The sequence below is a fragment of the Alkalihalobacillus sp. CinArs1 genome, assembly GCF_947387515.1.
Classification (GTDB): domain Bacteria; phylum Bacillota; class Bacilli; order Bacillales; family Guptibacillaceae; genus Guptibacillus.
On record NZ_CANDOB010000007.1, the window covers coordinates 1 to 24,776 of the forward strand.

Here is a 24,776-nt window from a genome sequence, read left to right on the forward strand (position 1 = left end):
TGGTGACCCGTACGGGATTCGAACCCGTGTTACCGCCGTGAAAGGGCGGTGTCTTAACCGCTTGACCAACGGGCCATAAAAATGGCGGAGAAGGAGGGATTTGAACCCTCGCGCCGCTCACGCGACCTACACCCTTAGCAGGGGCGCCCCTTCAGCCACTTGGGTACTTCTCCGTTTGGCTCCACAGGTAGGATTCGAACCTACGACCGATCGGTTAACAGCCGATAGCTCTACCACTGAGCTACTGTGGAATAATATGTTGTTTGTTGTTGCCGTCGTTATCGGCGACATTTAATATAATAACCCATCCAGAAAGCAAAGTCAACACATTCTCAAAAGTTTTTTTGGCTGTTTTTGAGAAGCTAATGATGCGTTTCGGACAAGTCTCTCAAAGAGACTATATTAATTTAACACATAGCTTTTACACCGTCAATAATTAATTAGAAGAAGTTAATAAGAGTTTCCCCCTGCATTTCCCACAGACAAACCTCGCCGTATCTATTCTCCTTTTTCGTTTGTAGGAGGTCTTGCAATTCGAACATTGATAGATGTGTTTGATTTTCTCCGTACGCCTTTGGCCAGGAACAGCCTGACAGTATCTCGAGCCGCCTACACGATTCAGGAGTGCTTTGAAATCTCGATCCTTATGTTTGTATCCTTTCCCTTGAAGGTGAAGGTGGTAATGACAGAGCTCATGCTTGATGATACCGATCAGCTCATCAAAACCGTACTCCTCATAATGCTTAGGGTTGAATTCGAGATTATGAGATCTTAATAAATACCGACCGCCCGTTGTTCGTAAACGTGGATTAAACGTTGCTTCGTGAAGGAAAGGCAATCCGAATGATTCAAGTGATGTTTTTTCTACCATTAGCTGCAGGCTTTTGTTATCCATAAACGCCCCTCCTGTGATTCGAACACTTACAAGCAGTATTTCATAAACTAATTTACAGCATCTTATCAAATGTGTCACGAGATTAAAAGGAGGAGATCCTGATGCCTGTCTGGTTTAAGAGACAGCTTCAACAGGCTTATTTACAGAAAGACCGCTACCAAATCAAATTGTTAAATCAGTGCTGGTTTTTCTACAAAAGAAAACACCGCCCCTAAGGGCAGTGCTTATGATGGTTGTAACATTGTAAGAGCGATTCTTTCCTTTTGAAGATCGACACTGTCTACCCAGACAGTCACAACCTGACCGACGTGCACGATATCCATCGGGTTTTTAACGTAGCGGTTTGATAACTTTGAGATGTGCACGAGTCCATCTTGTTTGACACCGACGTCGACGAACGCGCCAAAATCAACGACATTCCGTACCGTACCTTCTAACTCCATTCCTTTTTCAAGGTCTTCCATTTTTAAGACGTCCGTTTTCAATAGTGGTTTTGCAAGTTCATCACGAGGATCTCTTCCAGGCTTTTGAAGTGATTTAATGATGTCTTTTAAAGTAGGCTCACCAATTTCAAGAGCCTGTGCTGTTTCTTTAATCGAAAGGGTGGAAAGTGCTTGAACAAGTTTATCTGAACCAATGTCATTTGGGTCACACCCGATTTGGACAAGCAATGCTTTCGTCACATCATAGCTTTCAGGATGAATCTCTGTTTGATCAAGTGGTTGCTTTCCTTCCATTATTCGTAGGAAACCAATACACTGCTCATAGGTTTTCGCTCCAAGCCTCGGAACCTTCTTCAACTGAACGCGGCTTGTGAACTTCCCTTCTTCCTCTCTTCTTTTCACAATATTACTTGCGACCGATTTAGAAAGTCCGGCAACATATTGGAGGAGAGACACAGAAGCAGTGTTCACGTTCACGCCTACCTGGTTTACTGCTGTTTCTACTACGAACGTCAGTTGATCATTCAGCTTCTTTTGTGAAACATCGTGTTGGTATTGGCCAACACCTACTGACTTGGGATCAATTTTCACTAATTCCGCTAGTGGATCTTGAACGCGCCTTGCGATCGAAACAGCTGAGCGCTCTTCTACTTGAAGGGAAGGAAACTCCTCTCTTGCAAGATCTGATGCAGAGTACACACTCGCTCCAGCTTCATTGGCGATTAAGTACACGACTTCATCATCTACTTCTTTAATAACCTCTGCAACGAACTGCTCCGACTCTCTTGAGGCCGTACCATTTCCAATTGCGATCATCTCAATATCGAATTCTTTAATCAGCTTTTTGACGATTTCTTTCGATTTTTCAATCTCTGATCGAGGTGGAGTTGGATAAATAACAGAAACATGGAGCATCTTCCCTGTATCATCAACGACTGCAAGTTTACAACCTGTTCGATAAGCCGGATCTAATCCAAGTACTCGCTTTCCTTTTAGAGGCGGCTGAAGCAATAGATGCTTTAAGTTTTCTGAGAAGATATGTATCGCTTGGTCTTCTGCCACTTCTGTAAGTTCCTTACGAATTTCTCTTTCTACGGAAGGCTGAATCAAACGTTTATACGCATCTTCAATTGTTTCTTCTAATATAGAAACACTTTCGCTCTCTTGACGAATTAGTTTTTTACGTAGGTATTCAAAGATTGTGTCAGTAGGTGAAGCGACCGAAGCCTTTATGACACCTTCTTTCTCTCCTCTGTTGATGGCGAGCACACGGTGAGGAACAATCTTTGCGATTCCTTCCTGGTAATCGTAGTACATTTCAAAGATTTTCTTAGGGTCATCTTCCTCAGACTTCACTTTTGTTTGAAGCGTCCCGTTTTGAAATGTTTTCGCTCTGATCCACTTTCTCGCTTCCGCATCATCAGAAATCCATTCTGCGATGATGTCTTTTGCACCTTGAAGCGCATCTTCTATTGTCGCCACTTCATTTTCCTCAGAGATAAACGTTGCAGCTTTTTCTTCTGGATTACCTTTTCCATCATTCAATAACCATTCCGCTAAAGGCTCTAATCCTTTTTCTTTTGCAACAGTAGCTCGTGTACGCTTCTTTTGTTTGTACGGACGATAAAGGTCTTCGACTTCCTGAAGTTTTGCTGCTTTTACTAACTTACCTTTCAACTCATCTGTTAGCTTGCCTTGTTCTTCAATAAGACGAATGACTTCTTCTTTTCGGTTTTCGAGGTTTTGGAGATATGTCCAAGACTCTTGAATCTCTCTTAACTCAACCTCATCAAGACCACCCGTGAGTTCTTTTCTGTATCTCGCGATGAACGGAACAGTGTTTCCATCATCTAAAAGTGTGATGACTTGACGTACACGCTCCTCTGATATCTTCAGCTTTTGTCCTACTTTATTAAAAAGTTCCGGTTGTTTTTCTGCGGTAATTCCCAAATCCATTCCTCCTTATCAAAAACATAGTAGTATAAGTTTACAGGAATAGACCCTTTGATAAAAGTCTATCCAAAATAAAAAAGCCTTCCATCGTTACGGAAGAACTTTTATTTAGACAGGTTTGCCTACGAGTAATGTCACGTCATCATTCGTAGGGGGTAATGCATTTGTTAAGTGGCGGAAGGACTCTTCCACTGTGTCAAACTTCGCAATCATCGCATGGTTTCTTGAACTGATTTGAACGCCATCAGAAAACGTAACGAAAGAAGAACCTTTAGGGTATTCTATTGTTTGGACTTTCACTTTTTGAAGCTTTCCTGAAAGATAGCCTGAATAGGATATCGGGCGAATAACGCGACCATCAGGGTGGAAAACAATCAAGTTGATGTTACCGATGCCGCTGAACTCCATTTGTCGTGTTTGAAGATTCAACTTAAATACTGATAACACACATCCTCTTTTTCCTCTCATCTCTTCATTCGCGAGCTTCATCAATGTCTCTACATCTTTATCCTGATGTTCTTTAACGACGTTAATAGCGGCGAGCGACGAATCTCTTGCTAGATCGCCGCTTCCAAGTCCATCAGCTACTGCACAGATGAAATGCTCTTCCGTTTCTTCCACGAAGTAGCTATCTCCACACATCTGATTGCCATCTTTCGGCTTTTGATATGCTGCAACAGTCAACTGGTCAAATTCGTGTTGTTCAAACATATCTAAAAGGCCTCCGTAGGTTCAATACGAATTGCCTGCCTCAGCTTTTCTAGAGCCCTACGCTGTAATCGAGAAACATGCATTTGGGAGATGCCTAATTTTTCGCCGGTTTCTTTCTGGCTCATGTTCTCGAAATACGTACAGTTTAATATTTCTTGCTCTCGCTCGCTCAATACAGCAAACGCCTTTTTAAGAACCATTTGCTGGTCAACAAGATCAAAGCCTTGCTCTTGGTCTCCAACCAAATCGAGGAGTGTAACTGTACTGCCTTCTTGATCTGCCTCGATCGAACTGTCAACAGACAATGCTTGGTAGCTTTTGCCCATTTCCATCGTTTCAAGTACTTCTTCTTCAGATACATTTAGGTATTCAGCCAACTCATCTACTTTTGGCGAACGTTGCAATTCGTTTGTAAGGTCCTCTACAGCTTTCTTAATGCGCGGGCCAAGCTCTTTAATTCTTCTCGGAACATGTACACTCCAAGTTTTATCACGAATGAATCGCTTGATCTCCCCAACGATTGTTGGGACTGCGAACGACTCAAAACTTCTTCCGAAAGAAGGATCAAAACGTCGAAGTGCTGCTAGCAATCCGATCATGCCCACTTGAGATAGATCGTCATGAATGCTTTTCCCTTTTGAGAACTTTCGTGCCAGTGATTGAACTAAATCTTCGTACCGTTCGACTAATTTAAGCTGAACCTCTTCATTCGTCGGGTCATTTTGATATTGTTCAATCCATTCGTATACTTCATTTTTGTTGTCTTTATTTTGGGGTTGATGAGATTGTGCTGGCATCTACTTCCACCCCATCTCTGTGGAGGAACTTCGTCATCATGACAACAACCCCATCCTCTCCACTGATTTCCACTTTGTCCATCAGCGATTCTATAAGAAAGAGCCCTAATCCTCCTTCACTGAGTTGGTCAATGGATTTCTCACTATCAACAGGTCCGAGCTTCTCTGAGACCTTAGAGTAATCAAAACTTTGTCCACGATCTAGAACCATCATTTCAAGTCGGTCTTCGTAAATTCCATAACCGATCGTGATCTGTCCTTTTTCGTCTTCTTTATAAGCGTGATTAACAGCATTCGTACATGCTTCTGATAACGCAATTTTGATATCTTCGATTTCATCATAAGAGTAGCCCATTCGGTTCGCGATACCCGATACTGTTAATCGAGCTACACCTACGAACTCAGCCTGAGCTGGTATTTTCATTTCAACAAAATCAGAAATATTGATCACTTTGATCCCCCCTTTACGTCTTCGATATCAATCACTTCATCAAGCCCTGTGATTTCAAAAAGACGCTGAACTCTAGATGTCATACCACGAAGTTTCAGAGTACTACCGTGTTCTTTGGAGGATTTAAGTGCACCGACGAAAACGCCAAGCCCTGTACTGTCCATATAATTAACATCACCAAGGTGAACGAGTGTTTCATGACTTTCCTTGCCTGTTAACGGAAGCAAAGCTTCTCGCAGTTGGGGTGCAGTATATGCATCAACTTCTCCTGCAATATATAAATGATGTGTATTTCCTTGATCTTCTTGTTTGATCTGCAAATTCATAACATTTCCCCCTTATAGGTCGTTACATAATGATATTTTCACGAAATGAATACTAATGTCTTATTCCACGTCTGAGAGAAATCTAAACCTTTCTTCTCAAAATTAACAATGTAAAATCATCTCGTAGTTCAAATTCTTGCAGTCGCTCAAGTTCTTTATAAACAGAATCCACGATTTCTTGCGCAGAGAGGTGAATGTATTTCCGTATCATAGCGACGATTTCATCACGTTCGATGAATCCTCGGCTCGACCGACATTCCGTTACACCATCCGAGAGCATGATAACCATATCGTTCCCATTTAGTACGCGCTGATATTCTCGATAAGAGGTTTTCTTTGAGACCCCTAGTACAAGACCCTTTGTGAAGAGTTCCTCGAATTGATCTTTTTCCGAGTCGTAAAAAAAGCCCGGTTCATGACCGGCGCCTGCATAATAAAATGAATGAACCCTTGAATCATACAAACCATAAAACATTGTGATAAACATATTGGGATCAACATTTTGTTCGACAACTCGGTTCAAATTCTCTAGCACGGCACCAGGCTGCATCCGTTGCTCAGGGGCACTGTCCATGGCGTATTTAATCATACTCATACAAAGTGCAGCTGGAATTCCCTTACCTATGATGTCCGCAATCGCAACACTCACGCAATCGTTCTCATCCTGCACAAAGTGATAATAATCACCGTTCATCTTTTTGGCAGGCTTGCTGATCGCTCCGATATCTAGGCTATCGACTTCTGGTTTTTTTCCAGCCAAAAGGGTCTGCTGCATGTTAGCAGCAACTTCTATCTCTGATTCAAGTTGCTGCTGTCTATTTCGAAGGCTTTGATGTTCGCGGTATGCAAACCCATAGCCAATCATCATTTCTAGAAGAAAATCATACGAGTTCTTAAGAGGCTCAGGTAAATCAGGAAAGAGCTCTTCTAGGACACTGACATGAAGACTAACCGCTTCTTCAGGAGAAATCTGCTGCTCAATCATTTTTCTACTGAACTGTTGTCCCTTATAGAGCGTCTGTTCTGATTGTTCTTCCAAATAATTTTCTAATATAGATTTGTATTTTTCATACTGAAGATCTCGGTCGTCCATTCTTGTCTATCCTCCTTAACGGAGCCATTTTATCGCTGTAATAGTTGTACCTTCATTTTCTTTTGAATCGATTGTAAATTCATCCATGAGTCGTTTCACACCTGGAAGACCTGCTCCGAGACCTCCAGAAGTCGTAAAACCGTCTTCCATAACTCTTCTAATATCTTTTATACCAGGACCAGAATCAGCAGCTATTATTTTCAAGCCTACTTTACTCCCAGTCTCTGTCCGTTCAATTGATACTTCACCTTTACCGGCATAGAGATAAATGTTACGGGCGAGTTCTGAGATTGCAGTAGTGATTCTAGCTTGATCCACTGTACCAAACCCCAGTTCTTTAGCAATGTTTCTACCCGATTGTCTCGCTTTAACGATATCCCACTCGTTTCGGACTTCCACACAGGATTGGATATTCATTGCTTATCCCCCCAATTCCTGTTGTAATTTCTCTAACCCCTGTTCTAAATCTAATGCTGTAGGGACATTTTTCATCATGATACCTAGGTCGATCAGAGTAATTGCAACGGCAGGTTGAATGCCCGTCAATACAACTCTAGCCCCCATTAAATTGGACATACGTACGACATCGCCAAGTACTTTTGCAATGAAGGAGTCAATCATATCAACAGATGTCAGATCAATGACAACCCCCTTTGCTCCTGTTTCATGAATTTTTTCGAGCAAATCTTCTTGGAATTGCAGGGCGGTCTTATCATCCAAGTCAACTTGAATTGTTATTAATAGATATTCATTGAGTTTTAAAATAGGAATTCGCACTGTATTTCCCCCCTATTCATCAAGGTCGATCATTTGTCGTTTTGTCATTTCTAATGCCGTTTTCATACCTTTGAATAAGGTACTCTTTGTCGGAAACTGTCCTAGATCTATACCTAAATTAACAATTGTTTGTGCAATCTCTGGTCTGATACCAACGAGGATACACTGAGCTCCTACAAGTCGCACTGCTTCTGCAGCCTGTATAATATGATGAGCCACCATCGTATCGACAACCGGAACACCCGTGATGTCGATCAACACGACTTGAGAGCGGTGCTTGATCACGCCGGTCAATAGGTTTTCCATAATTAACTTGGCTCTCTCTGTATCGATTGTTCCAATCAGTGGCATCACACTGATATTCTCAAAAACAGGGATCAACGGAGCCGATAATTCCTGAAGAGCTACTTTCTGAATCGAAACCGTGTTCTCCCAGTTTTTTGCGCTCTCGTTTATCAATTGGTTGATGATCGGATCGATCCATCGGTCGATTTCGTCATACATATTGAAGACTTTTTCATTCGAATGATCCGCATCGAGCAGGACTGCTAAGATAATTCTGCGGAATGTTTGAAGACCTTGTGTGATGTAACTCAGTCTCCAGCCAACCTTTAATAATCTCTCAGCAAACTCTGTCATCCGTTCAGTGGGTTTATGAACATTTTGTTCGATGTGTGTATAAATAATCTCAAAAAGTTCCTTATTTGTATCTTCATAAGTTGCGTCTGTAATCGACTGCAGCCTATGATCTTCACGTACTCGGTCCATCTCATCCATCCACATGGTATAGATGCGCTGGCGACTTTCGTTCAAAATCTGAATAATTAGCTTGTCCATGGTGCTCCTCCCTACAATCAACGTGCTTACCTTCTATCTTCTCATTACGAGTAACGACTCGCAATAAATATACTTACCGAATATGCACCTATTTCATCACTTTTATCTTAACACACTTTTCGACAGAGCTAGAAAATTCCCTTCTTTAATAAACATGAAAAGTTTTACAGCTTAATAATAGGGAAGATAAACAAAAAAAACTGCTCTTAGAGCAGCTTCGTTTGCGAATATCAAATTGTTAAAAATCAATAAGCCCAAGGCTGATCTGCAGGGCTTCTTGCACCCGCTGCATCATACCCTCATCAAGGTGAGTGATTTTATCAGTTAAACGCTGTTTATCAATCGTGCGTATTTGTTCTAATAAAATAACCGAATCACGTTCAAATCCGTACCGTTTGGCATCGATCTCTACATGCGTAGGGAGCTTTGCCTTTTGAATTTGTGCAGTAATTGCGGCAACGATGACAGTTGGACTAAAACGATTCCCGATGTCGTTCTGAATGATTAGGACAGGACGTACTCCTCCCTGTTCAGAACCAACAACAGGAGAAAGGTCAGCAAAATACACGTCACCTCGTTTGACAATCAAGCCGTTACACCCCGCTTACTAAGCGGTCCACGGTGTGCTCTGCTTCCTCCTCAACAAGAAAGGCTTCTGCTGCAAGGTTCAAATTAATCTTTGCCATCTCCATGTACCCCTGGCGCATGGCGTCACGAATCTGCCGCTTCTTTCGTTCGCGAATATACATTGACGTGGCCTGTGAAATGAACTCGTTACGATCGACCTGTTCCTGTTGAATAATACCATCCACCTCATTCAAAATATGTTGTGGGAGAGTTACAACAATCGATTTTTTGTTTGCCTCTGTCACAAACATACACCTCCGAAGCACTGCTACTCATAATATAATTCCACTATTAATACTACCATTGTAAGCGTCTCATTGCAAAACAACTTTCCACAAAACTATTTCAACAAATTCTTGCAAATTCCTGTTTATATTTTATTATTTTTTTAAAATTGTATTCATTACGCCTTTTTTTTCTCCATTTTCAATGAATACTCTTGGGACACGATGACTGATGATACAAGGAATTTCATAGTTTATCGTCTCTAGCTGTTCCGCAATGTCGTCTATTGTAATTTCTTGAGACCCCTGTGATCCTATTAATGTAACTTGTGTTCCAATAGGTAGTTCATGTGGAAGGCTCACCATAAATTGATCCATACAGATTCTTCCCACAATAGGTGCCTTAATGCCGTTTACTAACACGCTCATTTTGTTAAGCTTTCTGATCCACCCATCAGCATAACCAACTGGAACTGTCCCGATCCACTCTCCTGCAGACGTTGTATAGGTAGACCCATAGCTGATCGGATCACCTTCATTCATCTGCTTCACGTGAACAAGACGGCTATGAAGACTAAACGCTCGATTTAGCTCAAATGGCTTTCCCTCTTCCATATCTGGTGAAGGGATGAGTCCGTACATCGAAATACCGACTCGAACAAGATTACCGATGCGATCCGGAATTCGCATAGAACCCGCACTATTTCCAAGATGAATCCAGCTAGGATCGATTCCGAACTCTTTAAGAATCGTAACGAACCTTTCAAACCGCTTGAGCTGTGTTTCGATGAATGGATTTTCAGGCTCATCTGCAGTTGCAAAATGCGTATAAAGACCTTCAGGAATAATAGAAGGATTACGCTTGAGACATTCTCCTATATGTTTTGCTTCTTCTTCACCCTTTATACCTAATCTTCCCATCCCTGTATCCACTTTCAGATGAACACGAAGGCTTTTTCCATCTAGCACGTCCGAAACTTGATCGATCCATTCGCTTTGAAAGGCTGTAAGTGTAATATTGTGCTCAGATGCAAGATCGGCGTATGCTGCTGGTACGTAGCCTAATACGAGAATCGGAGCATCGATACCAGATTCTCTTAAGCTAAGCGCCTCGTCTAAAATAGCGACAGCAAGATATTTCGCTCCAGCTCGGAGCGCAGTTCTAGCGGTTTCCACTGCTCCATGACCGTATCCGTCTGCTTTCACAACTGCCATGATCGAAACATGGTCAGGTACGTGTTTCTTAAATGATAAAATGTTTTTGGTTATTGCATCGAGGTCAATTTCTGCCCATGTCTCTCGATAGAACGATTGATTTTCCATAATTATTTCCTCCATCAGAAGCGAATCACTCTGGCTTCTATTTTAGGAGTTTTTGATAAAAGATGCTACTTTTAAAACCTTGAGAGGGCAGGATTATGCATGATATCCGCGAATTTCTCTTTTTATCCGCGATAAATTAGATTTATCCGCGCTTTTCAATTTATATCCGCGAAACGAGGACCATTATCCGCTAATCTGAGAATTTATCCGCGAACCCCCAATTTAAGAACTCCTAAAAATCACTCAAGCCGTCAAATGGAAATCTTGTTTTTTGAAAAAAGGCTCAGCCATGTACTCACAGCTGAACCCTCATGAAGTCTTATTTAATTACCGTCTTACCATATACTGACCGTGCGACTGCCGCCATTTCTTCCATCGATAGGTCGGTCGATGCAAGGAAGAAGTCGACTCCGTCATAATGCCAGGATATCGTTGTATCTGTCATAACACCCATCGTAAATCCAAGGTCGATCGGCTCACCATTACTCATCGTAACTGGCGTACTCGTTTCTAGCGCCGCTTCACTTTTTTCTTCGATAAGCGTAAAGGATTTTTCACCTGTGAAGCTTAGGATGACTTTGTTCTGAGACACTTCTTTTTCATCAGTTAGCCCTGTACCCTGTGGCTCATACATTGGATACACGACTTCGAATGGTTCATTCGTAGCTGCGATCACTGGTACTTCTAACTGAGCAGCCGTCATGTTACGTTCCATGTCGAACGAGCCTTTATCGAATGAAGCGTTGAACTTCATATCAGAAAACTCGATCGTTACGAGCGGCTTCATGTCTTGATTCATGATTGAAACTTTTTCAGGAGCAAGATCCTTTTTGTTGAGGGTAATAGACTGCTTCGATAAGTTTTTGTTTTGATAGTTCGTATTTGTTGTAAACACATAGTCTTTATCCCTCGCTTCAAACTTAGCCGTAGAATCATTTAGAATATCCTGTACAAGCGTGTTGTAAAGATACGCTTGACTTCCATTCTCTGGCCAGTCGCTTTGGAAGCGGAAGCTCTTATTCAGAGCCGGGGTAAGAACAAAAACCCCTTCATCATTTCTTAGGATGATTTGACTCTGTTCTTTTGACGCATTCTTTAATTCAACGCGATAATAAGATGGCTTCTGATACCATACTTCAACATCGTAACGCTGCGGCTCCTCACCTGTCTCGAGTGTCATCTTGGCGTTGACTTTATAGCTATCCATCTCATTTAGCTTTCGATCGAGTGAATCCACCACATCCTGCTGACTTTTTTGTCCACACCCTATAAGCACGACCATCATCAATACGCCAAGAAGTAAAACGGAACTGAACCTTTTCACTGTATTCAACTCCTTTGCCTCATTTAAAACGACAAAGAAGGTTCCTGCGTAATGAAAAACTTATCCGTAATGATGTTTCAGAAATGAATGCAGAACAGCCGGAATCTGTTCAATGACGTCGGTTGCCAGTACATCAAGCGTAGAATGCGCAGACTGGACGAGCATATCTGCTGCTTTTCCGTGTAAATAAACTGCATTACTGATTCCCTCTTGAATGGAATTACTATGCATAACAAAGCTAAGCACCATACCTGTCAATACATCTCCTGATCCACCTTTTGCTAGAGCTGGATTCCCAGTCGGGTTCACGAACTGGTTACCATTAGGATCAGTTACAAGAGTATAAGGCCCCTTCAACACGAGATACACGCCATACTCCCGAGCAAATCGGTAGGATAACTCAAAACGATTGCGTTGCACATCTGCAATTGAACAATCTGCTAACCTTGCCATTTCCCCTGGATGAGGCGTTAATATGGTCGGAGCTTGCCTTTGTAAAAGCTGATCTTTTAATCCACTCAAGTGAAACAGAGCATCAGCATCGAGGACAAGCAGACAATCTTCTTCCATCAAGGTCTGAACGAGCTTTCTCCCGCCCTTTTCTCGTCCAAGACCTGGTCCAGCTGCTATTCCATCAAACGAAAGCGCTTCTGGAATAGTTCCGTTGAAATGTCCACCCTCAGAAGGCCATCCTTGAAACATCGCTTCAATCAGCGCACCAGCTGTAACCGAAAGAATCTCTTCTGGCACTGCAACGTGGATTAATCCTGCTCCACTTCGATATGCTGCTTTTGCCGTCATGATAGGAGCCCCAGCCATTCCGCTTGAACCACCAATAACCAGCCCTTTTCCATGGCTACCTTTATGAGAGGACGCCGCTCGATCACTAAGGGTGCTTGCTACATCCCGATCGGTCCAAATCTTTTTGGATTGCGCTTTCTCAAATGCTTTTCGAGGAAGGCCAATGTGTAGAACTTCAAGCTCTCCATAATAGTCAGCATCTGGATGGAGGAAAGCACCTGTTTTAGGAGCTTCAAGTGTATAGGTTCGATCAGCTCTTATAGGCTCTACTTCTCCTTCATACCCACCATCGGATCGTAATCCGCTTGGTAAATCCACTGAATAGATAGAGATACCTGATTCATTCATACGCTGAATCAACTCCTTATAAGGAGTACGAATCGGGCCTGATAGTCCAAGACCAAGAAGGCAGTCGATAAGAACGGTATAACGATCAAGATGACTGAGCCATTCATTACCTTGATTCAAGGCTTTCCATTCAAAGCCTGAACGTTGGAAGATGGTAAAGTGAGTCTTTGCGTCGCCCCTTAGCTTCTCTAAAGAGGGGACGACCCAGACATCTACGTCATAGTCATGTTCTTTTAAATATCGAGAAAGCACAAAACCATCTCCACCGTTATTTCCGGTCCCTATGACAACTGCAATCCTTTGACCTTTCAACTCTTCCTTCATCGCTTCGAACAACGCTCTCCCCGCATTTTCCATAAGCATAGCACCACTTAAGCCGATCTCCTCCATGGCAAACCGGTCTGCTTCATACATTTCTTTCCCGGATACGATTCTCACAACAGGTCCCTCCTGACCGTGATAAAATATATGAGACAACTCTCGATGATATGCAGACTAGCTTGACGAGCTTTCAATAATTATCTGTGCTATAGCATGATATTTCGTATGTGAGATCGAGACATGAACGATCTTTCCACCCGCTCCACGAATAACTGGTGCTCCTTCTTTCGATTTTTGAACAGATATGTCTTGAAAGCTTAGTTTCCCAATACCAGTCCCCACTGCTTTCGCATATGCTTCTTTCGCAGCAAACCGTCCTCCTAGAAACTCGATCCTTCTATGGCCCTTAAGATTGTTAAACTGAGTAAGTTCTTCCTCTGTTAAAATTCGCTTAGGAAAATTTTCATTTCGTTCAACCGCTTTTTCAATTCGATCTAGCTCGACCATATCAATGCCTATACCTTGTATCATCTTACTCCTCCAATTGTTCTAACCCTATGTAATGCACCATAGTTATAATAATAGTGCTCTTCTAGCAGCTATGCTAAACTAGAATTACTTATATAGTAGATAAGCCTATACCAGGCATCTTTTCAATACTTCTTATTAAAGGTGGTCGACTTCATGTTCTTGAGAAATGAAGACTTTCGCTCATTTATTCGTTATTATCCTATCATCTCCACACTTATTGGTATACATATCCTCCTCTTTCTTCTCATAAACCTTTTGGGTATGCGGTCCATCTTTAACCTGGGAGCGGGAGTTAACGGATATATTGAAGCGGGGGAATACTGGAGACTCGTTACACCGATCTTTCTTCATGCAGGATTTGCTCATGTACTCTTCAATTCCTTTTCACTCTATTTGTTCGGCCCAGCTCTTGAACAAATGCTAGGCAAGGCAAAGTTTTTAATCGGATACTTTGGTGCTGGAATCATTGCTAATATCGCTACATTTTACCTCCAGGACAGCTATTTCAGTCACGTTGGAGCTTCTGGGGCAATATTTGGGCTGTTTGGGATTTACTTTTATATGGCGTTCTACAGAAAAGAACTGATCGATCAGGCTAACTCACAGTTAATCCTTATGATTCTCGGTATCGGTCTATTGATGACCTTCATCAGTCCGAACATCAATATTCTTGGACATATATTTGGATTCCTAGGTGGTGCTGCGCTAGCGCCTATGCTACTAATAAATGCTCGTCGTTTCGTTGATCGAGGTATGGTGAGGGTTCGGTATTCAGATGATCCAGGATCCATCCGCTTCAAACCGAACAGATGGAAAAGAAGAAGACCAAGAGGCGGACAAAGCTCTGTTTCAAAAGTGCTATGGGGAATTTTCATCGTTCTTGTCTTACTTGGTTTTATCGGAAGGTATCTATAAAGGCAAAGAAACCGGGGGCCCAGTGGGTTCCCGGTTTCTTTACTTTCAAGATAGGTTATATTGTGAAATTGCGTCTTTTAAGCTCCCAGTGATGTGGAACGTTTGATCCACATTGAAATCATTTTCCATCAATTGAAAAACATGCTGAGGCTTTAATCCACTTAGGATTGGAGAAACGCCGATCAACTGAATCATGCGGTAAAAAGACTGAAATGCAAAAACGCCTCTCTCCTCTATTTCACCTATGCCATTAAAGTCTAGAATGACATATTCATAATTTCCATTTTGAAGGGTCGAAAGTAATTGCTGTTCATTGATCAAAAATAATTCCTCATCAAGAGAACCAAATAGTGGAATAACACTTAAGGATGACGAAATCGGAAGAAAAGGACTCGACAACCTCTTAATTTTACTCATCGCTTCTTCCAGCTCTTCTTTTTTATCAAGTAAATCAAAATTGGTTTCTGCTAACCGATCGCGCTGCATTTGAAGCATTGAAGAAAGTTCCATAATTTGAGAATCTTGTCTAACACACAAGAGTTGCCCTTCGCCGTCATGCCAACGTGCAAAAACTTTAAATAGCATGTAAGGTGACTCCACGGTGTTGAGTACAAGCTCGAATTCCTCTTGATCCTTTATTAGTTCAAGTGCTTTCTGCTTGCTTCCGGAGTCAACGAAATCAAGGAAAGAATCAGGTTTAGAGAACAATTCTGTTGCCAGTCGTGATTGCCCCTTAATATTTAAATCGTGATCAACAAGAAATGCAGGTAAAGGATGATGAGTAAAGTCAACCATGATTAGAGACATCACCTTTCTGTTCTTCAAGCCACAACTTAATTTCTTTTAGACCAGGAACTAACACCGTATTTTCTGAGCAATACTTGGTTAGATCGTAATTCGACGCAAGCCTTCCACCTACCAAGATTTCTGGTTGAGACTGCAGAGTTCCGAGCTCGGAAACATAATTCTTTAACTGTTCAGCATGATACAGAATTGCGACGGATATCCCCACTACCGAAGGCTGCCACTTTTTGACGGTATGAACCGCATATTCAAGAGGGAGATTTGCCCCTAATAACCTTGTTTCCCAACCATACTCTTCAAATAATAGCGAGATCATTTTCAAACCTAGATAGTGCTGCTCTTGATCGATGCATAAGAAAAGTGCACGCTTCCCGTTGGGAGACTGTTTCGATTTCTTTTTTGTATATGCGTATCGAGAAAGAACATAGTCACACGTTGTCGTCGCTAGGTGCTCATCAGCAACGGTGATTTTGTTCTCCTCCCACAGCTTCCCTACTAGTTGCATGGCGCTTGTTAACACTTCGAAAGTGAGGTGACTATTTTCCATTAGCTCTGCTTTATTTTCGATCAGTTCCCACGCGTGATCTTCTTCCCCTTCTAGAAGGGTATTGGTTAGTTTTTCGATATCTATAGGCAAATGATCACCTCTTTTACAATGAAGGACTGTCTACATTCAATTCTTCTAACTCAGCTTTACCTTTTGAAAGAATTCTTAGATAGTCCTCTTTATTTTCGAAAGTCGTTTTCGATATTTCTCGTTCAAGCCGTTCAAAATTATCTATGACATGCTTCGTTTCCATTCCTCTTGTTGTTAAGAGATTATTGAGCCAAAGTGCGTAGTCGATAAAGAACTCATCTGCATCTAAATTGCGAGCAGACTCTAGGTGTTTCATATGATGGTAGTTATCTTCGATGCATTTGGATCTGCCTCGTTCACCGAATTTCTCAAGAAGTTCTGGCATATCTTTGTATATTCCTTCTACAACTCGTTCAACGACCTGATCGATGGTGCTTCTCATTCTGCAACCACCTTGTAGCGATATACTTTCGGCTTAACTGCAGCAAGTTCTGCATCTGGATACTTCTTTTCTAACTCGTGTATTTCTTTATAAGCTGGACTTCTCATCCAATTGAAAAAGTGCTCCTTCGTCTCCCACTGCATCTGTACGGTCAACTCTTCTGGGCGGTGTTCACTTTGTAATAAAGTAAAGGATTTAAAACCATCGAATTCATCGACTCTTCTTGAACGTTTCTGATAAATCCCGATGACCTCGTCCACTTTTTCTTTAGGTACGTTGATGACAGAGTTCACAATGTACATAATTTTCCTCCTTGCTGTTTATTCATCCGTTTGTTTTTTTATACTATTATTGTAAGAATACCAGTTCAACAGGTCATGTCCATTCAAAAGCTCAATATCTCTAACCCTAAATTGTTTACCTGCAAGACTAGAAAGAATTGAAACCTGTATTGTCGTCAACGATTTACGCTTTTGAAACAGCGTTGAATTTAGCTCCATAGCCTGGATCCTCTTACGTGGTACATAAACACGAACCCTGCCGATCTGTCTGAACTGCAGGAGCGATGTCGTGTCTTTTATACTCCAGCCGGCGTCCTTATGGTGAAGGTAACCAAGAAAACAAGCGACCGGAAGGATACTAAATGAAAGATAACCAAATGGAACGAAATAAGTGATCAACAAAGCAGGAATGAGTGACGGTAGCATGAACCGTATCATATAACGAATTCTTGCCTTCCGAGGAAGCGGCGTGAGCTCCTGATGGACAGGTACTTCAGGAATTAACTCTTCTAAAAATGCTTGGATTCTCTTACGTTTCAGGAGTGGAAATAAGATCGTTGAAAACTGTTCATCCTTTCCACCACCGCCTCCACTTTCAACATAGATCGTAGCATAGCCAAAAGGTTGCCTTAATAAGCCTTCAACTACCCTTATTGCCTGAACACGTTGCACAGGAATCGTCAATTGGCGACGCTCTAATATCCCTCTTTTTATAATAAGGTCGTCCTCTGTTCGAGAAAGGACAAACCCTCCGTATTTCAGTACTGTTCCTAATACAGAAAAAATCCACGATAGGAGTAAAACAATTAAAGCGATCACTAAGATAAATGTGAGTGTCGCATCCATGACTCGTTCAGTAATGATCGAGTAGAATTCATCAGGCAGGATATTATCCACCTGTGAACCGATCGCAGCGATGAAGGATAAGAATACCCCTATACCTCCAGACGTGGATGCAGCGATGATTAAGTCTTTCTTCGATAACCGATATTCCTTTACAGGAGGTTCATTTACGAACGTTTCCTCAGCCTCTTCCGGCCTTCTGGATTTATATAATTCTGATCTCAATTGTTCAGCATCAAAACGACTTAGAGCTGACATGACCACCTCTGGTTCTCCACCACCGCCAGCCGTTTCGATTTGAACCTTTACTAGTCCGAAGATCCGTTGAATCACTCCTTGAGATGTATCGATCGATTGAACTCGTTCACGTGGAATAAATCGCTTCTTTCGAAAAATAAAGCCCTGATGAATTTGTAGTTCGTTGTTTCTTATTTGATACGTATAAAACCACCATGATAAAACACCGTTTCCTAACGTAAATAACAAGAAGGCACCCATGATCAAAAAGTGCCACCATGAATATCCTTCTCCACCTCTACCAATAAAGACGAAAATAATGAGTGGAAGTGCTACTTCCTTCAATGAAGCTAAGAAAGCAAGCAGCATGGCAACAGGATGCAGTCGTTTTTTCTCAGACATCATCTTCGGTCACCCTTGCAAGTACCGATATTTTATCTCTTAACTCATCAGCAACTTCATTAGAGAGAGCAGGTATTTCATGTGTGGTGGCTGCTGTTGAAATGGTTACGGAAGAAAGCTTATAAGCGCGCAGTAGCGGTCCTTGCCTCGTATCAACGTGCTGAACCCGTACCATCGGTATCAATGTACGCTTGACAATGATAACGCCATGTTTTAGTTCAATTTCGTGTTCACTTACTTCATACCGCCATTTTTTGTAGCGAAGAAGCGGTAGTATCCAAATTTGTAGCATGATTAACACGGCTACAACAACACAGGTTGCAACCAAACTCCAAATTGGAAGTTTAACCACTAAGTAGTGCAAGCTGAACATCCCAGCTACAATTCCGAGTAGAAGAATTGAAAGAATGACACCTGTTATCTGCCATACTTTTAATCCTCTTCGATCTATTTTTTTTGAAGGATCAGGTCGCATCTCTTACCTCGCTTTCTTGCATATCTAGTACATCATATCTTCAATTAGTATATCACTGTTATTTTATGCTATCTATAAATGACCACTAGAGTCTTTCTTCCTTGAATAAATAAAAGCCCGAGCATCGAATGCTCAGGCTTTTACATCTAAAAGAGGGTTGAAACATGTGGTCGTTCAGACTCCCTCATACTCGTTATTTCTTTTAGTTGATGGTCCCAAAGTGATAGAACTTTATCGTCTGCATCATAAAACGTAAGGTGCTTCTCCGTACAGTCGATCAATTCAACGCTTGGAATCGAACATTTTTCTTGGACGCCTGTTTTCGCGCAAATATAGACGAGCTGATCGCTTTTACCCGTTCTTCCGTTCAGACCATGTACGATCAAGCAGCCGTTCCATGAATAGATCGTACGTGGGGAGAAGTCTAGAAGGAAAGATTGTTGAACACGAAACTCTCCGTCGAGTAGTAGAATCTTATCTTGTTGAGCTGCCGATATCGAAAGAGCCGCGATATAGATACCATGATCTTCAACAAGCATGTTCACTGGAGAATATCCTTTCTCTAACTCAATGACATTCTTCCCATTCTCACCAAACACCGTAAGTAGTGCTTTATCTTCTTCCACGCAATAAGAGGAAACGATCAGCTTATTTCCCTTTCGCTTCAAATCACAAAATATTCCCTTCACATGCCATTGATGAGTGATGCGGGGGTCGTCTTTTGAAAACTCATAAATCCACCCATTCCACTCTTCACCTTCGCATGCGATGCAGATGCTTTTGTGATACTCATAGAAACTCGGACTACCATTAACCTGAAACGTGCGCAGCTGAGCGAGACGATGAATGAAAACATACACCTCAAAATGGTTAGGGGCTAATTGTTTTGAGAACCAATAGTTATGATTTGCGTCTTTGACAACATTTGAATAACCTTCATCACTAGTAATCGGTAGTTTAGGTACATTGACCCGATCGATAGGTTGCGCAACGGTTAAAGGGTCCTGTTCTTCGTATAACGCTTTGTTACCGTATGCCATTTTCTTAATTCCCCCTCCATAGTCAGCCGCCTTTTTCAACGATAACAGGAAAAAGGTTGGATATTTAAGACCGATCCTTGCTGTTAGTACTAGTGTAACATTGAATGATATAAGCGGGTATTGGGAAATAGCAATAACTTTTGACTCATTATTTGCGACTTTCATTTCTTAGTTTCCCAACTCTCGTTAAAAAGAAAGGGACTAAAGTCCCTTTAACCCTTATTTTCCCAGGGGTTTATTTCTAAAATTCCTTGGTTCAGGAAAGTTTCTTGACAGTAGCTACTAACTAGACAACAATAATAGCGAATAGATCGTTGAAAGGATGAGATCCGCATGGCAACAAATCACGATGACTATATTCATTTATTATTTGGCTCTGAAGATCCCCTTCTTCAAGAGGTCAACGAGCGAATCAAAGCAAATGGAATGCCATCCATCTCAGTTAAACCTGAGGTAGGCCGCTTACTCTCCATACTCGTAAAGATGAGAAACCCTCGTCATGTTCTGGAAATTGGAGCGTTAGGTGGGTATAGCGGAATCATTCTTGCCGGAGCACTTGGTAAGGAAGGCTCATTAACATCACTAGAGCTTGAACAATCTTATGCAACTGTTGCTCATAGTAACTTAGAAAAAGCTGGACTAAAAGAGAAAGTAAAGTATGTCATTGGTCCCGCTCTTCAAAACATGGAATCTCTTTATAATGCAGGTCAAAGGTATGACTTCTTCTTTATCGATGCTGATAAGGTGAATTATCCTGCTTATCTTGATATGGCCATCAAGCTTGCATCGCCAGGGGCTATCATCGCTGCTGACAATACACTCCAAGGTGACAGAGTTTTTGACGAAACGATCAAGGATGACAATGTAGAAGCAATCAGAGAATTTAACCTGAAAATGGCAAACGACGAACGACTCGAATCGATCATTCTTCCATTATGCGACGGTCTTACAGTTGGAAGAGTAAAGGAAGCAGAATAATAAAAAAGCCTTCTAACCTGTAAAATGGCTAGAAGGCTTTTTAGTTAAATGACTTTTAATCGTTGAAAGAAACGATTGTTCTTCCTCTTACCTGTCCTTTTAGAATTGTATTCAATACGTCCGGTAGTTCATTGATCGTTACTTCATTCGTCATTGCCTCTAGTTGTTGAGATGGTTTGTACTCGCTCGCGATCTTGCTCCAAACCTCTGTACGGACATCCATCGGACAATAGACAGAATCGATTCCTAGCACGTTTGCACCCCGAAGAATAAATGGAAAAACGGATGTAGGAACTTTCGTGCCGCCTGTTAACCCGCTTACAGCGACCGCTCCACCATACTTTAGGTTACTAAGAACTGCCGCAAGTGTTGAGCCTCCAACAGGATCAACGGCGCCAGCCCACTTTTGCTTGCCAAGTGGTTTAAAGTCTTCGGGTGCTGCTTCATCTCTACTGATGATGGAGGAAGCGCCTAGCTCTTTTAGGTAGCCATGCTCTGATTCTTTTCCTGTACTTGCAGTTACGTCATATCCTTTCTTCGCTAGGATCGAAACTGCCATGCTTCCCACTCCGCCAGTTGCTCCTGTTACAAGAATCGGTCCATTCTCAGGAGTGATACCAGCTTGCTCTAATCGATGGACAGAAAGGGCAGCTGTAAATCCGGCTGTTCCGAATACCATCGCTTCTTTTAAAGTTAAGTTTTCTGGAAGAGGAACCATCCACTCTGATTTCACACGTGCGTACTCACTAAAGCCACCTGAATGGGAAACGCCTAAATCGTAGCTTGTTACGATAACCTTGTCTCCTTCTTTCCATTCCGGGCTGTCGGACTCAACGACCTCACCGGCAAGGTCGATCCCAGGAACATGAGGGTATTCCTTTACGATCTTACCTTTTGGGTGTGTTGCTAACCCATCTTTATAGTTCACACTTGAATAGTGCACCTTAACAAGAACGTCACCAGTCGACAGATCTTCTTTTTCTACATCCTTCACTGATACATTTGTATCTTCATTTACTTTATCTACTACGAGTGCTTTAAACTGTGCCAAAATAATCCTCCTTTAAACTCGTTATGAACTAACAGTAACAAAAATTATTCTGACCGGTCAAATAAATTGAATTGTTTATCTTCATTACCCAATTATGTATAATGATTAGTGCAAGGAGTTGTGATGAATGAAGCAAAAAGCTGAAATGAGAAGACAACAAATCATTAAAGCAGCCTTTGAGGCTGTCGCTGATAAAGGGTATGAAGCCGTTACTCTCCAAGACATCGCTGAATACGCGGATGTCAGTAAAGGGGTATCGAACTATTACTTCAAAAATAAAGAAGATGTTCTAGCTCACTTATTAAATCAGATTACTGAACGAATCTACGAAAAAGAAAAAATGGCTGTCGAAAAAGAAACGTCGGCAGAAGCCATGTTAAGAGCATACGTGAACTCCGTCTTCGTTGGTCCTCTTGAGAATGAACGCTTTTACAAAGTTTATTTAGATTTTCTCGCTCAAGCGACTCGGAACGAGCGTTATAGAGAGATCAATGCACGCTTTTATCAAAATTGTGCTTCGATCTGTAAAACAATCCTCCATCATGGACAAGGAGAAGGTCGTTTTACCGTGGGTGATATTGATGATGCTTCAAAAACGATCAGAAGCTTAATCGATGGATTCATGGTTCAATGGTTGATGACTGGTGATCACGATCAACATGCAACATACAAAGACCTATGCCTACATGCAATCAAAGCTTATATGACTAAAACGGCGTCTTGAAGCGCCGTTTTTCTATGTCCGCATAAACCGCTTCTTCATGGAAACGATACTTGGTAAGGAGGGGTTATCATGTCAAAGAAGAAGAAACGCGGAATGAAAAAAGAGCTTGCTCAAGCTGTTGAACATGCTAACGAAACAAATCCATCTACAAAACAAAAAGATAAAAAGATCACTGAATAGAAGCCGGGAGTCCCCGGTTTTTATTTTAGTTTAAACGTAGATTGATCGATTACTTCGATATCATCCCTTCTCTTTACCTCTTCCATAAGTTGAAACAATGCTCGATCCTTTTGCTTTGCTTCAATCATGCAATCGATTTGCGGTGTGCTTCCTTTAACAGCGTTCAAGAACTGAAAAAACATATCACAATCTACATAATCCGCATGACTCCGAAACTCCTTTTCGCTCTTCGGAGAAGAAATATGCATTTTCACTGGTAAGGGTGATGAGTTCCATGTAGAAACAACTCTAGACCAGTCTTTCTCCCATTCTTCCTCACTGTGACAGGCCAGGTGATGATGGTAATCAAATACGAGCGGAATCCCTAGTTTCTCGCATAAATAAAGGGTATCAAGCATTGTGAACGTCGTATCATCGTTCTCTAACATGACGGTCTCTTGAATTTTTCGAGGGATATACATCCAGTTATGAATAAAACGTTCTAACGCTTTTTCTTTGTCGTTGTATCCCCCACCAACGTGTAGCACACACCGGTGTTTCGAATCGATCCCCATTTTCTCTAGCAACCTGACGTGCATCGCAAGTGTAGTCGTAGATGTTGTTAATGTTTCTTTTTTTGGGGTATTAAGTAATACAAAGTGATCAGGGTGAAAGTCGACTCTCATTTTCTCTTTCTTAGCAAAGTCTCCCAATGCGTAAAGTTCATCTTCTAAAGCTTCCATGTAACTCCAGTCTTCTAATGCTTCGTGGTTAGCGAGTGGAATTAATCTAGAACTAAAGCGAAAGAAAGAAATTTCGTTCCCTTTGTTGTGTTTCAAAAGACGCAGACAGTTCTCCAAGTTTGATTTAGCAATTCGTTCAAGCTTACGAATACCTGCTTCGCGGTTCGTGAGCTTCTGAAATTGTGTATACGTCATTGTCTGAGAAGGAGAACTATTCTTTAGCTCCATACTCATTGCTACGTATCCAAGTCTTATAATTGTCATGTTGGTCCTCCAATAACTGGTCGTTTTCTTAGACTTTCCAAACCTTCTTGTTTCATAACTGTAGGTTACAATCAATTTTCTGTCGAAGCGTGGTACAATAAACGTAATACCTGGTAAAGGTAATTTGTATAAAGGGGTAATATCCATGGCGATTCGAATTATTACGGACAGCAGCATCGACTTTCCTGAAGAAATGCTAGCTGACCTAAACGTAACGGTTGTCCCACTCAACTTGCTTTTCGGAGAGAAAGAATACAAAGCTGGGGTTGATATCGATACACCGACGTTTTATCAGAAATTAAAGCAAGCGAAAGAACTACCGAAGTCTTCTGCCCCGTCACCACAGGACTTCCTAACAAAATTTGAACAATCCGAACCAGAAGATAAAATACTTGTTATTTCGTTGTCCAAGGCATTAAGCACCACTTACGAGAATGCCGTATTGGCAAAGCAGATGTTTCATGAGGAACATCCTGATCGAGATGTAGAAGTGATCAATTCAAAAACAGCGTCATCCGGTCTTGGTATTATCGTTTGTCATGCTGCAGAGATGGCTCAGAACGGTGAAAGCTTTGAAGACATTGTTAGGGAAACCGAAATGTATACAGATGAAACGCTAACGATGTTTCTTCTCGATACGCTAGAGAACGTTATCAAAGGTGGAAGGCTTGATCGAGTGAAAGGTACGATCGCTTCTGCGCTTAATATTAAGCTGCTCATGAGAGCGGGCGATGATGGTTCACTCGAGGTACTCGATAAAGTGCGTGGAAACAAACGGGCCATTCGTCAATTCATCCAAAAAGTTGGTGAATACGGGCATAATCTTGAAGACAAAGTAGTCGCGATTGCACACAGTAATTGTGAAGACAAAGCAAGAGCTCTAATGGAACAAATTCAAGAAAGGTACAAGTTTAAGCGCGTAGTCCTCTCGACTATGGGACCTTTGATCGGCACTTATGCTGGTGAAGGCGGCCTTCTTGTTGCTTTCAAAAAAAATTAGATCGACTAGAGTGAAGAGCGCCCCTCGCGCTCTTTTTTTTTTGGTACTTTTAAAGGAAA

30 protein-coding genes and 3 tRNA genes are annotated in these 24,776 nt (G+C 41.7%); 5 read left to right on the forward strand and 28 right to left on the reverse strand.

The features are described from left to right. From PFZ69_RS19755 to PFZ69_RS19770, 4 genes are all read right to left on the reverse strand, one after another. Positions 1-75 (reverse strand) — tRNA-Glu (locus PFZ69_RS19755). 7 nt (positions 76-82) lie between these two features. Then, positions 83-173: transfer RNA gene (locus PFZ69_RS19760), tRNA-Ser, on the reverse strand. Between the two features lie 3 nt (positions 174-176). Continuing rightward, a tRNA-Asn gene (locus tag PFZ69_RS19765) sits at positions 177-251 on the reverse strand. A 185-nt stretch (positions 252-436) separates the two neighbouring features. After that, positions 437-895, reverse strand: a complete 459-nt coding sequence (locus PFZ69_RS19770) for a SprT family protein (RefSeq protein WP_270182822.1) — start codon at positions 893-895, stop codon at positions 437-439. Positions 896-996: 101 nt separating this feature from the next. On the opposite strand from PFZ69_RS19770, the gene cmpA reads away from it, so the two are divergent. Then, positions 997-1,110 (forward strand): cortex morphogenetic protein CmpA, encoded by a 114-nt coding sequence (gene cmpA, locus PFZ69_RS19775; RefSeq protein WP_270182823.1) that lies wholly within the window; start codon positions 997-999, stop codon positions 1,108-1,110. A 9-nt stretch (positions 1,111-1,119) separates the two neighbouring features. Here the strand turns inward: cmpA and PFZ69_RS19780 are convergent, their stop codons facing one another. The 15 genes from PFZ69_RS19780 to acpS all read right to left on the reverse strand — a co-directional run bounded on the left by PFZ69_RS19780 (position 1,120) and on the right by acpS (position 13,782). Further along, positions 1,120-3,294 carry a Tex family protein gene (locus tag PFZ69_RS19780; protein ID WP_442865230.1) on the reverse strand — a complete coding sequence of 725 codons (2,175 nt, stop codon included), beginning with the start codon at positions 3,292-3,294 and terminating at the stop codon, positions 1,120-1,122. A gap of 105 nt (positions 3,295-3,399) precedes the next feature. Continuing rightward, on the reverse strand, positions 3,400-4,002 hold the full coding sequence (locus PFZ69_RS19785; protein ID WP_270182825.1) for a SpoIIE family protein phosphatase: 603 nt from the start codon (positions 4,000-4,002) through the stop codon (positions 3,400-3,402). A 2-nt stretch (positions 4,003-4,004) separates the two neighbouring features. After that, on the reverse strand, positions 4,005-4,799 hold the full coding sequence (sigB, locus tag PFZ69_RS19790) for an RNA polymerase sigma factor SigB (protein ID WP_270182826.1): 795 nt from the start codon (positions 4,797-4,799) through the stop codon (positions 4,005-4,007). Next, positions 4,768-5,223, reverse strand: coding sequence for an anti-sigma B factor RsbW (rsbW, locus tag PFZ69_RS19795; protein ID WP_442865232.1), 456 nt, complete (start codon positions 5,221-5,223; stop codon positions 4,768-4,770). The genes sigB and rsbW overlap by 32 nt, the downstream gene beginning before the upstream one ends. Positions 5,224-5,246: 23 nt before the next feature. Further along, entirely contained in the window at positions 5,247-5,576 is a 330-nt protein-coding gene (locus PFZ69_RS19800) for an STAS domain-containing protein (protein ID WP_270182827.1), read from the reverse strand. 82 nt (positions 5,577-5,658) lie between these two features. Further along, a complete protein-coding gene (locus tag PFZ69_RS19805) occupies positions 5,659-6,669 on the reverse strand; it encodes a PP2C family protein-serine/threonine phosphatase (protein ID WP_270182828.1) in 1,011 nt (336 codons plus the stop codon). Between the two features lie 15 nt (positions 6,670-6,684). Next, entirely contained in the window at positions 6,685-7,086 is a 402-nt protein-coding gene (locus tag PFZ69_RS19810) for an anti-sigma regulatory factor (RefSeq protein WP_270182829.1), read from the reverse strand. A 3-nt stretch (positions 7,087-7,089) separates the two neighbouring features. Continuing rightward, complete coding sequence (locus tag PFZ69_RS19815) at positions 7,090-7,446, reverse strand: STAS domain-containing protein (RefSeq protein WP_224885320.1); 357 nt, start codon at positions 7,444-7,446, stop codon at positions 7,090-7,092. Positions 7,447-7,458: 12 nt separating this feature from the next. Further along, positions 7,459-8,283: an STAS domain-containing protein gene (locus PFZ69_RS19820; protein ID WP_270182830.1), complete on the reverse strand. Its 825-nt coding sequence runs from the start codon at positions 8,281-8,283 to the stop codon at positions 7,459-7,461. Between the two features lie 238 nt (positions 8,284-8,521). Next, positions 8,522-8,872 (reverse strand): type II toxin-antitoxin system endoribonuclease NdoA, encoded by a 351-nt coding sequence (ndoA, locus tag PFZ69_RS19825; protein WP_048312992.1) that lies wholly within the window; start codon positions 8,870-8,872, stop codon positions 8,522-8,524. A 4-nt stretch (positions 8,873-8,876) separates the two neighbouring features. After that, the gene (locus PFZ69_RS19830; RefSeq protein ID WP_270182831.1) at positions 8,877-9,161 is read right to left on the reverse strand and encodes a CopG family ribbon-helix-helix protein; all 285 of its coding nucleotides are present in this window, start codon (positions 9,159-9,161) and stop codon (positions 8,877-8,879) included. A 129-nt stretch (positions 9,162-9,290) separates the two neighbouring features. Next, on the reverse strand, positions 9,291-10,457 hold the full coding sequence (alr, locus tag PFZ69_RS19835) for an alanine racemase (RefSeq protein WP_270182832.1): 1,167 nt from the start codon (positions 10,455-10,457) through the stop codon (positions 9,291-9,293). Positions 10,458-10,776: 319 nt separating this feature from the next. Beyond that, positions 10,777-11,781 carry a LolA family protein gene (locus PFZ69_RS19840; RefSeq protein ID WP_270182833.1) on the reverse strand — a complete coding sequence of 335 codons (1,005 nt, stop codon included), beginning with the start codon at positions 11,779-11,781 and terminating at the stop codon, positions 10,777-10,779. A 60-nt stretch (positions 11,782-11,841) separates the two neighbouring features. Next, a complete protein-coding gene (locus PFZ69_RS19845; protein ID WP_270182834.1) occupies positions 11,842-13,368 on the reverse strand; it encodes an NAD(P)H-hydrate dehydratase in 1,527 nt (508 codons plus the stop codon). A gap of 57 nt (positions 13,369-13,425) precedes the next feature. Beyond that, entirely contained in the window at positions 13,426-13,782 is a 357-nt protein-coding gene (acpS, locus tag PFZ69_RS19850; RefSeq protein ID WP_270182835.1) for a holo-ACP synthase, read from the reverse strand. Positions 13,783-13,935: 153 nt separating this feature from the next. Between acpS and PFZ69_RS19855 the strand changes: the two genes are divergently transcribed. Continuing rightward, on the forward strand, positions 13,936-14,697 hold the full coding sequence (locus tag PFZ69_RS19855; RefSeq protein ID WP_270182836.1) for a rhomboid family intramembrane serine protease: 762 nt from the start codon (positions 13,936-13,938) through the stop codon (positions 14,695-14,697). A gap of 45 nt (positions 14,698-14,742) precedes the next feature. Here the strand turns inward: PFZ69_RS19855 and PFZ69_RS19860 are convergent, their stop codons facing one another. The 7 genes from PFZ69_RS19860 to PFZ69_RS19890 all read right to left on the reverse strand — a co-directional run bounded on the left by PFZ69_RS19860 (position 14,743) and on the right by PFZ69_RS19890 (position 19,963). Next, positions 14,743-15,492, reverse strand: a complete 750-nt coding sequence (locus tag PFZ69_RS19860) for an STAS domain-containing protein (protein ID WP_270182837.1) — start codon at positions 15,490-15,492, stop codon at positions 14,743-14,745. Beyond that, positions 15,485-16,138, reverse strand: coding sequence for a cobalamin B12-binding domain-containing protein (locus tag PFZ69_RS19865; RefSeq protein WP_270182838.1), 654 nt, complete (start codon positions 16,136-16,138; stop codon positions 15,485-15,487). Before PFZ69_RS19865 ends, PFZ69_RS19860 begins: the two co-directional genes overlap by 8 nt. A 13-nt stretch (positions 16,139-16,151) precedes the next feature. Then, entirely contained in the window at positions 16,152-16,520 is a 369-nt protein-coding gene (locus PFZ69_RS19870) for a hypothetical protein (RefSeq protein ID WP_270182839.1), read from the reverse strand. After that, positions 16,517-16,822 carry an antibiotic biosynthesis monooxygenase family protein gene (locus PFZ69_RS19875; protein WP_270182840.1) on the reverse strand — a complete coding sequence of 102 codons (306 nt, stop codon included), beginning with the start codon at positions 16,820-16,822 and terminating at the stop codon, positions 16,517-16,519. Before PFZ69_RS19875 ends, PFZ69_RS19870 begins: the two co-directional genes overlap by 4 nt. Positions 16,823-16,840: 18 nt before the next feature. Next, a complete protein-coding gene (locus PFZ69_RS19880) occupies positions 16,841-18,286 on the reverse strand; it encodes a PH domain-containing protein (protein WP_270182841.1) in 1,446 nt (481 codons plus the stop codon). Beyond that, a complete protein-coding gene (locus PFZ69_RS19885) occupies positions 18,276-18,758 on the reverse strand; it encodes a PH domain-containing protein (RefSeq protein ID WP_270182842.1) in 483 nt (160 codons plus the stop codon). The genes PFZ69_RS19880 and PFZ69_RS19885 overlap by 11 nt, the downstream gene beginning before the upstream one ends. Before the next feature lie 146 nt (positions 18,759-18,904). After that, a complete protein-coding gene (locus PFZ69_RS19890) occupies positions 18,905-19,963 on the reverse strand; it encodes a hypothetical protein (protein WP_270182843.1) in 1,059 nt (352 codons plus the stop codon). A 168-nt stretch (positions 19,964-20,131) separates the two neighbouring features. On the opposite strand from PFZ69_RS19890, the gene PFZ69_RS19895 reads away from it, so the two are divergent. Beyond that, entirely contained in the window at positions 20,132-20,776 is a 645-nt protein-coding gene (locus PFZ69_RS19895) for an O-methyltransferase (RefSeq protein WP_270182844.1), read from the forward strand. A gap of 55 nt (positions 20,777-20,831) precedes the next feature. Here the strand turns inward: PFZ69_RS19895 and PFZ69_RS19900 are convergent, their stop codons facing one another. Then, a complete protein-coding gene (locus tag PFZ69_RS19900) occupies positions 20,832-21,830 on the reverse strand; it encodes an NADPH:quinone oxidoreductase family protein (RefSeq protein WP_270182879.1) in 999 nt (332 codons plus the stop codon). A 124-nt stretch (positions 21,831-21,954) separates the two neighbouring features. Here PFZ69_RS19900 and PFZ69_RS19905 point away from each other — a divergent pair, with 124 nt between their 5' ends. Then, entirely contained in the window at positions 21,955-22,551 is a 597-nt protein-coding gene (locus PFZ69_RS19905) for a TetR/AcrR family transcriptional regulator (protein ID WP_270182845.1), read from the forward strand. Positions 22,552-22,751: 200 nt separating this feature from the next. On the opposite strand, the gene uvsE is transcribed toward PFZ69_RS19905, so the two are convergent. Next, a complete protein-coding gene (gene uvsE, locus PFZ69_RS19910) occupies positions 22,752-23,717 on the reverse strand; it encodes a UV DNA damage repair endonuclease UvsE (protein WP_270182846.1) in 966 nt (321 codons plus the stop codon). A gap of 145 nt (positions 23,718-23,862) precedes the next feature. On the opposite strand from uvsE, the gene PFZ69_RS19915 reads away from it, so the two are divergent. Then, the gene (locus PFZ69_RS19915; RefSeq protein ID WP_270182847.1) at positions 23,863-24,717 is read left to right on the forward strand and encodes a DegV family protein; all 855 of its coding nucleotides are present in this window, start codon (positions 23,863-23,865) and stop codon (positions 24,715-24,717) included. Positions 24,718-24,776: the final 59 nt, after the last annotated feature.

Excerpts from the sequence above, each read along its gene's own strand:
- uvsE (WP_270182846.1), bottom strand. The coding sequence starts at position 23,717 with ATGACAATTATAAGACTTGGATACGTAGCAATGAGTATGGAGCTAAAG.
- PFZ69_RS19885 (WP_270182842.1), bottom strand. The coding sequence starts at position 18,758 with ATGCGACCTGATCCTTCAAAAAAAATAGATCGAAGAGGATTAAAAGTA.
- PFZ69_RS19915 (WP_270182847.1), top strand. The coding sequence starts at position 23,863 with ATGGCGATTCGAATTATTACGGACAGCAGCATCGACTTTCCTGAAGAA.
- PFZ69_RS19780 (WP_442865230.1), bottom strand. The coding sequence starts at position 3,294 with ATGGATTTGGGAATTACCGCAGAAAAACAACCGGAACTTTTTAATAAA.
- PFZ69_RS19785 (WP_270182825.1), bottom strand. The coding sequence starts at position 4,002 with ATGTTTGAACAACACGAATTTGACCAGTTGACTGTTGCAGCATATCAA.
- PFZ69_RS19895 (WP_270182844.1), top strand. The coding sequence starts at position 20,132 with ATGGCAACAAATCACGATGACTATATTCATTTATTATTTGGCTCTGAA.
- PFZ69_RS19860 (WP_270182837.1), bottom strand. The coding sequence starts at position 15,492 with ATGGTTGACTTTACTCATCATCCTTTACCTGCATTTCTTGTTGATCAC.
- PFZ69_RS19810 (WP_270182829.1), bottom strand. The coding sequence starts at position 7,086 with ATGAATATCCAATCCTGTGTGGAAGTCCGAAACGAGTGGGATATCGTT.
- acpS (WP_270182835.1), bottom strand. The coding sequence starts at position 13,782 with ATGATACAAGGTATAGGCATTGATATGGTCGAGCTAGATCGAATTGAA.
- PFZ69_RS19890 (WP_270182843.1), bottom strand. The coding sequence starts at position 19,963 with ATGAAAGTCGCAAATAATGAGTCAAAAGTTATTGCTATTTCCCAATAC.
- cmpA (WP_270182823.1), top strand. The coding sequence starts at position 997 with ATGCCTGTCTGGTTTAAGAGACAGCTTCAACAGGCTTATTTACAGAAA.
- PFZ69_RS19880 (WP_270182841.1), bottom strand. The coding sequence starts at position 18,286 with ATGATGTCTGAGAAAAAACGACTGCATCCTGTTGCCATGCTGCTTGCT.
- PFZ69_RS19875 (WP_270182840.1), bottom strand. The coding sequence starts at position 16,822 with ATGTACATTGTGAACTCTGTCATCAACGTACCTAAAGAAAAAGTGGAC.
- PFZ69_RS19770 (WP_270182822.1), bottom strand. The coding sequence starts at position 895 with ATGGATAACAAAAGCCTGCAGCTAATGGTAGAAAAAACATCACTTGAA.
- rsbW (WP_442865232.1), bottom strand. The coding sequence starts at position 5,223 with ATGAAAATACCAGCTCAGGCTGAGTTCGTAGGTGTAGCTCGATTAACA.
- alr (WP_270182832.1), bottom strand. The coding sequence starts at position 10,457 with ATGGAAAATCAATCGTTCTATCGAGAGACATGGGCAGAAATTGACCTC.
- sigB (WP_270182826.1), bottom strand. The coding sequence starts at position 4,799 with ATGCCAGCACAATCTCATCAACCCCAAAATAAAGACAACAAAAATGAA.
- PFZ69_RS19830 (WP_270182831.1), bottom strand. The coding sequence starts at position 9,161 with ATGTTTGTGACAGAGGCAAACAAAAAATCGATTGTTGTAACTCTCCCA.
- PFZ69_RS19800 (WP_270182827.1), bottom strand. The coding sequence starts at position 5,576 with ATGAATTTGCAGATCAAACAAGAAGATCAAGGAAATACACATCATTTA.
- PFZ69_RS19905 (WP_270182845.1), top strand. The coding sequence starts at position 21,955 with ATGAAGCAAAAAGCTGAAATGAGAAGACAACAAATCATTAAAGCAGCC.
- PFZ69_RS19820 (WP_270182830.1), bottom strand. The coding sequence starts at position 8,283 with ATGGACAAGCTAATTATTCAGATTTTGAACGAAAGTCGCCAGCGCATC.
- PFZ69_RS19805 (WP_270182828.1), bottom strand. The coding sequence starts at position 6,669 with ATGGACGACCGAGATCTTCAGTATGAAAAATACAAATCTATATTAGAA.
- PFZ69_RS19855 (WP_270182836.1), top strand. The coding sequence starts at position 13,936 with ATGTTCTTGAGAAATGAAGACTTTCGCTCATTTATTCGTTATTATCCT.
- PFZ69_RS19870 (WP_270182839.1), bottom strand. The coding sequence starts at position 16,520 with ATGAGAAGCACCATCGATCAGGTCGTTGAACGAGTTGTAGAAGGAATA.